We start from the raw sequence: 6,197 nt of genomic DNA, 5'->3' as shown, positions 1-6,197 counted from the left end.
TCCCGGTGATGAACCCGCTATGGCCAAGGTCAACGCCGCGCTCGAAGGCAAGACCGACAAGCAGAAAAACCCTCACCCACCAGGCTCGCTCGCGTTCGCCTCGTGGATCTGCGCGCGCCTCGGCGGCTGGACCGGCTATTATGGAAAACCCGGACCCGTCGTCATACTCGAAGGCCTCTTACGCCTTCAGACGATGCTACAAGGATACGCACTATACCATGTGTGAATCTCGTAGGGCGAAGGCCGGGGTCCAGTTGGGAAGGCCAGTATAACGGAGCGCAACGACGATCATTATCGTCCCCCAACTGGGCCCCGGCCTTCGCCGGGGAAGCGCAGAAGGAGAAACTTGGACGCCGCGCAGGTCAGATTTCAGGCACAGCGCTCCGGCACGCGACGATTGAGTCGAACAGGTCGAGATAGAGCCGTGCCGAATCGACGCCCGGCTCGGGCATCGGTTCGGGGCGGGGCCGGCCCGGCACGAGCCAATGGTTCAGCGCGGCGACCAGCGCCTCATCGTCATCAGGCGGCACTACACTGCCCTGCGCGGGGCTGCCCACGATCTCCCGCACGGCGATGCTCGAGTCGGTCGATACGACCGGCGTGCCTTCCGCCAGCGCCTCGCGCAGCACGCCGGGCACGCCCTCGAAATCGGATGTCAGCACCACGGCGGTCGCGCGCGCCAGCGCAGGACGCGGATCGGGGTCGTAACCCGGGAGGTGCGCGCGCGCCTGCAGTCCCAGCGCCGCAATCTGCGCCTCGAGCGCTGGCCGTTCATCGCCTTCGCCCAGGATGACCAGATGGACATCGCCCTGCGCGAGCCGGGGCAGCGCAGCGATCATCCGGTCCCAGCGCTTCTGCGGCGCGAGCCGGCCTACACCGAGCAGGAATCGCCCGGCCGGCAGCCATGCGGGCGCCTCGTCCGACAGGCGCGGCGCGGGCGGGTTGGGAATGACGGAGACCCGGTCCGGAGCGATGCCCATCATCCGAATCGCCTCGTCGCGCATCGCGGGCGTCATTGCGACGACATGATCGAGGAAGTGCGGGTGGAGCTTTAGCCACGCACGATAGCCCCATGCGACGATCGCCCCCTGATCGGCCCGGTCGAGCCGATTCGACACCTTGCCGACGATAGGGGGGCAGCGCCGGCCAAGCCGCAGTCGCGTGAGGAAAGCGATGCCGGTATAGTGGTTGCCGGGGCAGAAGATCAGGTCGGGCGCCACGTCCCGAACGATTCCGGCCATGGCGCGCAAGCCCCCATAGGAGGAATCGCCGAGCAGCCTGACGTCGATATCGGCCGGCAGCTCGGCCGCCAACGGCCCATCCGCGTCACCGATCACCAGCGTTATGCGTCGCTCCGAAAGAGCCCAGCCACGCGCGAGTCGCAGCAGCACGCGCTCGACGCCGCCACCTTTCAGGGTCTGCGCATAGGCCAGAATGCTGGCCGCTTCGGGCGGTGGATTCAGCATCTGAAGGGGGCGCATACCGACCAATTGCAGCAAAAGTTTCGCAGTGCAGCACAAAATGGACATTATTCCGGTGCAGGTTGCAAATCGGCCCGGAAGCGCGATCTAGCTACCGCTCGCCAACGCCGGTCAAGACCGGAACCAAACAAAACAGGTCGTATCGTGGACGGACTGGGATCTAAAATTACCCTCATAAACAGTGCCAAGACGCCCCTGGTGACGGTCCCCGACCTCGCCGGGCTGGAGCCAGTGCAGACGCTGAAGCGGCGCTGGCCGATGGTGATCGGTGCGATCATCACGCTTGCGATGATCTTCGGGCTTGGCCGGGAGCTGTTCGGATCCGGGCTGGCCGGGTTGAGCCGCGCGATACCGCACGATCCGCTGTTCTACCTCGCCTTCGCGCTGCTGTACCTCGCACCGCCGCTCGGCGACTTCATCATCTTCCGGCGGCTGTGGGGCATTCCCCTGTCCGGCCTTGCCGCGCTGCTGAAGAAGCGGATCGCGAACGACGTGGTGCTAGGCTATTCGGGCGAGGCCTATTTCTACGCCTGGGCGCGACAACGATCGCAGATGGTGGCGGCGCCGTTCGGCGCGGTGAAGGACGTGTCCATCCTGTCGGCGATCGCCGGCAACGCGGTCACGCTGGCGATGATCGCCATCGCGCTGCCGCTCGGCGTCGGCCTGCTGACCCCGATCCAGCTCCACACGGTGGAGACCTCGGCTGCGATCACCTTCGCCATGTCGCTGCCCTTCCTGATCTTCTCCAAGCGGGTCTTCTCCCAGCCGCGCGGCACCCTCTGGTGGATCTTCATGGTCCATTGCGTCCGCCTGATCTCGGGGTCCGTCTTCCTCGCCTTTGCCTGGCATTTCGCCCTGCCGAGCGTCTCGATCGGAATGTGGCTTATCCTTGGCGCGGCGCGCCTTCTCGTCTCGCGCCTCCCATTGGTGCCGAACAAGGACCTTCTTTTCGCCAATTTCGCGATCATATTGATCGGCCAGGATGCAGCGCTTTCCGAACTGATGGCGATGACCGCGGCCCTGGTATTGCTCGTGCACGTCATCTTGATCGGAACCTTCAGCCTGCATGGCTTGCTGAGGACAAAGAATGTCGTTTCGTAGATTTCTGGCCAGCGCCGCCCTCTGCGGTGCCATGCTCGTACCGCTCACGGTCGAGGCGCAGGCCGGCGTCCTCGGCGACAGCACGGCGTGCGCCGGCGGCGGCGGTCCTGCGATCCGAGTCAACGTCTCCGGGCTGAAGGATCGCATTGGCGAACTCAAGCTCGAACTCTATCCCGCGAACGAGGCGGATTTCCTGAAGGACGACCGCGACCTCATCAAGGAGGGCAAGTTCTTCCGCCGCGTGCGGGTGCCGACCCCGCAATCCGGCCCGATCACCCTGTGCATCAAGGCACCGACGCCGGGCCATTACGCCCTGCTGTTCACGCACAACCGCGACGGCCGGAACAAGTTTGATTTCTGGAGCGACGGCGCCGGCTTTCCGAGCAATGTGAAGCTCGGCCGCACCCGCCCCAAGCTGGACATGGCGGCGATCAACGTCGGCTCGGGCGTGACCACCACCAACATCCAGGCGCAATATCTGCGCGGCCTTGGGGGCTTCGGCCCGATCAAGTCGAAGGACTGAGGGCGAGATGCGGATCGTCGACGTCAATGAATTCTACTCGCCGACCGGCGGGGGCGTGCGCACCTATATCGACCGCAAGATGGGAATCATGTCCGAACTCGGGCATGAGCTGATCGTCATCGCGGCGGGCCGCGAGGACCTGGTCGAGGAGCGTCCGGGCGGCGGCAAGATCATCTATGTGAAGGCATCGCGCCTGATCTTCGACAAGAATTACGGCCTGTTCTGGGATGCGGCACCGGTCACGAAGCTGCTCGACGAACTGAAGCCGGACCTGGTCGAGGCATCGTCGCCCTGGCGGCCGGCCTGGATCGTAGGGCAGTGGCAGGGGGACGCCGCCAAGGTGTTCTTCATGCACAACGACAATGTCGCCGCTTATGCGCTGCGCTGGTTCGAAGGCCTGGCGGCACCCGACCAGATCGAGCGCGCCTTCGCCTGGTACAGCCGCTACATGAGCCGCTTCCTCGACAATTACGATGCGGTGGTGACCAACGGTCCGGCCCTCGAAAAGCGACTGAAGGCGCGCGGCGTGCGGATCGACGCGGCGATGCCGCTCGGCATCGAGCGCGGCCATTTCTCCCCCAGCCTGCGCGACGAGAAGCTGCGGGCCGCCCTGCTCGCCCAGTGCGAGTTGCCGCCCGAGGGGCATCTGCTGCTGGGCCTCGGCCGGCACCACCCGGAGAAGCGCTGGCGCCTGGTGATCGACGCGGTCGAGCGTGCGGGTTCCTCGCTGCCGGTTGGCCTGATGCTGCTCGGCGCCGGCATCGAGAGCCGCGCGATCGAAAAGCGGATCGCGGGATCGCCCCATATCCGCATGTTCCGCCCGGTCTATGACCGCGAGCGCCTCGCCCGGATCGTCGCGAGTTGCGACGCACTGATCCACGGATCGGAAGCCGAACCGTTCGGGCTGGTCGCGTCGGAGGCGATGGCTGCGGGGCTTCCCCTGATCGCGCCCGACACCGGCGGCTGCGCCGAGATCGCCGATCCGCACTGCTCCGAGCTCTACACGGCGCGGGACGCGCAGTCGGCGGCGCTCGCCATCGAGCGGCTGTTTGCGCGCGACCCGAAAATCCTGCGCCGCGCCGCCATCGTCGCGGCCGGCAAGGTCCGCAGCGACCGCGAGCATACCGTCGAGCTGATGGACTATTATGCGGGGCTGATCGCGGCGAAGCGCGCGGCGCGCGGGAGCGGCGTCGCCGCCTGATCGGCCCATGGCTTGACAGCGGCCGGCACGTTTTTCAGACACTGGGATATCTTGCGATGCCGCCCATAATCCAGGGGCGGAGCCGCCAAGCGCGAAGGCGGCCCGATCTTGCAAGCGACCAGCGCCCGACCGACGACGAGCCGCCCGGGCCTTTCACGCTTCCTGAACATCGCCGCCTTCCTCATCGCCTATGCCGCAGCGATGCTCCTGTTCTTCCGGGCGCCGATCCTCAGCGGCTTCGACCTGGGATTCGGCGACCGCGGCGATTCGATCATCGAGATCAGCCTGCTCGAGCATTGGCGGAACGTGCTGGTCCATGGATCGACCTGGAACCTGCCCGCCTATTTCCATCCCTATGGCGACACGCTCGGCTACAATGACGGCTATTTCCTCTACGGGCTGGTCTATTCCTTCTGGCGGCTGTTCGCCGACCCGTTCCACGCCGACACGCTGAACATCTTCACCTTCAAGACGATCGGCTTTGTCGGCGCCTATGCGCTCGTCTCGCGCAGCCTTGGCTGGGAGAAGCCCGTCGCGATCCTCGTCGCGATTCTCTTCACCGTCGCGAGCGGCCTGGCGTTGCGGGCCGGCAATGCCCAGCTCAACTCGATCGGCCTGCTGCCCATCGTCGCGATGCTCGTGCTCGGCGCCATCACGGCGGAGCGCGCCGGGCGGCACCGTCGGGCCGCGGCATTCGGCGGGGCCTTTGCCGCGCTGATGGCGGCATGGCTGCTCACCTCCTATTACATGGCCTGGTTCACGATCCTGTTCATGGGCATCCTAGCATCGTGCTGGCTGTGGCAGAGCGGCCAGATCGCGCCGCGCAGGGCGCTGGCGCTGATCCGCCGGCACGTCATCGTGCTGGCGGCAACGGGATCGGTCTTTGCGCTCTGCATCGGCCCGTTCCTGGTCGTCTATATCGCCAAGCTGACCGAGACCGGTGGGCACGGCTATATGATCAGCCCGCTGGTCACGCCGGTCGACCTGATCAATGTCGGGCCGGGCAATTACGTCTGGGGCTGGATCTTCCAGATCCTCGAGGCGCTGTTCAGGGCCGTGGTGCCGACCGGATCGACCCTGCCGACCCGCTGGCTGCGCGGCGAGCATGAAACGGGTTTCTCGCTGCTGCTGTTCGCGCTGACGATCCTTGCCCTCCACCGGGTGCTGGGCAGGAATCCGGGATATCCCAGGCCGGGAACCGAGCTGCGCGTGTTCGCGCTGGCGGTCCTCATCGGCTGGGCGCTGACGCTTCAGCTCTGGTTCCTGTCGCCCTGGGCGCTGGTCCATTTCCTGGTGCCGGGCGCGGGCGGCATCCGCATCGTCCTGCGCTATCAGCTTTTCCTTGTCCTGCCGGTGCTGCTGCTCGTCTTTGCGGTGTTTCGCGAACGCGCGATCCGGCTGTTGCACGCAAGCCCCTGGCTTGCCGCCGGGATCGCGATCTTCCTCGTCGCCGAGCAGATCAGCGCCGAGCCCGTGACCGAGCTCAGCCGCGCACGGCAGATAGCCGATCTATGGCATATCCCCGCCCCGCCAGCCGGGTGCCGAAGCTTCTACGTCGTCCTTGCGCGGACCAGCGAGGAGGTTCCGCGCAAGGCGGGCAATGCGCTCGCCGTGTCGCCGGGCGGCGGCAATGGCGTCTATCCGCACAATGTCGACGCCATGCTCCTCGCGCAGCTCTGGCGCGTGCCGACGATCAACGGCTTTTCCACCTTCAACCCGCCCGGGTGGGACTTCGCGAACTCGACCTCGCCCGATTATGACGCCCGCGTGCTCGCCTATGCGAGGGCGCACCGGTTGCAGGGGCTGTGCCGGCTCGACATGCGCCGGCCGACTCCGTGGAGCCGTCCCTTCGGCTAGGCGCGGCGCCGGCTTGCCGGTACCGTTGCCGATT

The 6,197-nt window shown here is 66.3% G+C and carries 5 protein-coding genes and 1 pseudogene; 5 read left to right on the top strand and 1 reads right to left on the bottom strand.

Features of this window, described 5'->3' with window-relative positions:
• Positions 1-226 (top strand): annotated as a pseudogene (locus AC1DT7_RS03455) (hypothetical protein); the annotation flags it as partial.
• A gap of 136 nt (positions 227-362) precedes the next feature.
• Here the strand turns inward: AC1DT7_RS03455 and AC1DT7_RS03450 are convergent.
• A complete protein-coding gene (locus tag AC1DT7_RS03450) occupies positions 363-1,466 on the bottom strand; it encodes a glycosyltransferase (RefSeq protein WP_478034220.1) in 1,104 nt (367 codons plus the stop codon).
• A gap of 210 nt (positions 1,467-1,676) precedes the next feature.
• Between AC1DT7_RS03450 and AC1DT7_RS03445 the strand changes: the two genes are divergently transcribed.
• The 4 genes from AC1DT7_RS03445 to AC1DT7_RS03430 all read left to right on the top strand — a co-directional run bounded on the left by AC1DT7_RS03445 (position 1,677) and on the right by AC1DT7_RS03430 (position 6,163).
• Complete coding sequence (locus tag AC1DT7_RS03445; RefSeq protein WP_478034259.1) at positions 1,677-2,582, top strand: hypothetical protein; 906 nt, start codon at positions 1,677-1,679, stop codon at positions 2,580-2,582.
• Complete coding sequence (locus AC1DT7_RS03440; protein WP_478034219.1) at positions 2,569-3,105, top strand: DUF2141 domain-containing protein; 537 nt, start codon at positions 2,569-2,571, stop codon at positions 3,103-3,105. Before AC1DT7_RS03445 ends, AC1DT7_RS03440 begins: the two co-directional genes overlap by 14 nt.
• Before the next feature lie 7 nt (positions 3,106-3,112).
• Positions 3,113-4,306: a glycosyltransferase gene (locus AC1DT7_RS03435; protein ID WP_478034218.1), complete on the top strand. Its 1,194-nt coding sequence runs from the start codon at positions 3,113-3,115 to the stop codon at positions 4,304-4,306.
• Between the two features lie 108 nt (positions 4,307-4,414).
• A complete protein-coding gene (locus tag AC1DT7_RS03430; RefSeq protein ID WP_478034216.1) occupies positions 4,415-6,163 on the top strand; it encodes a hypothetical protein in 1,749 nt (582 codons plus the stop codon).
• Positions 6,164-6,197 lie beyond the last annotated feature (34 nt).

The sequence above is a fragment of the Sphingomonas sp. P3_C6 genome, from assembly GCF_056402595.1.
This window is presented reverse-complemented; position numbering and strand designations above follow the sequence as displayed.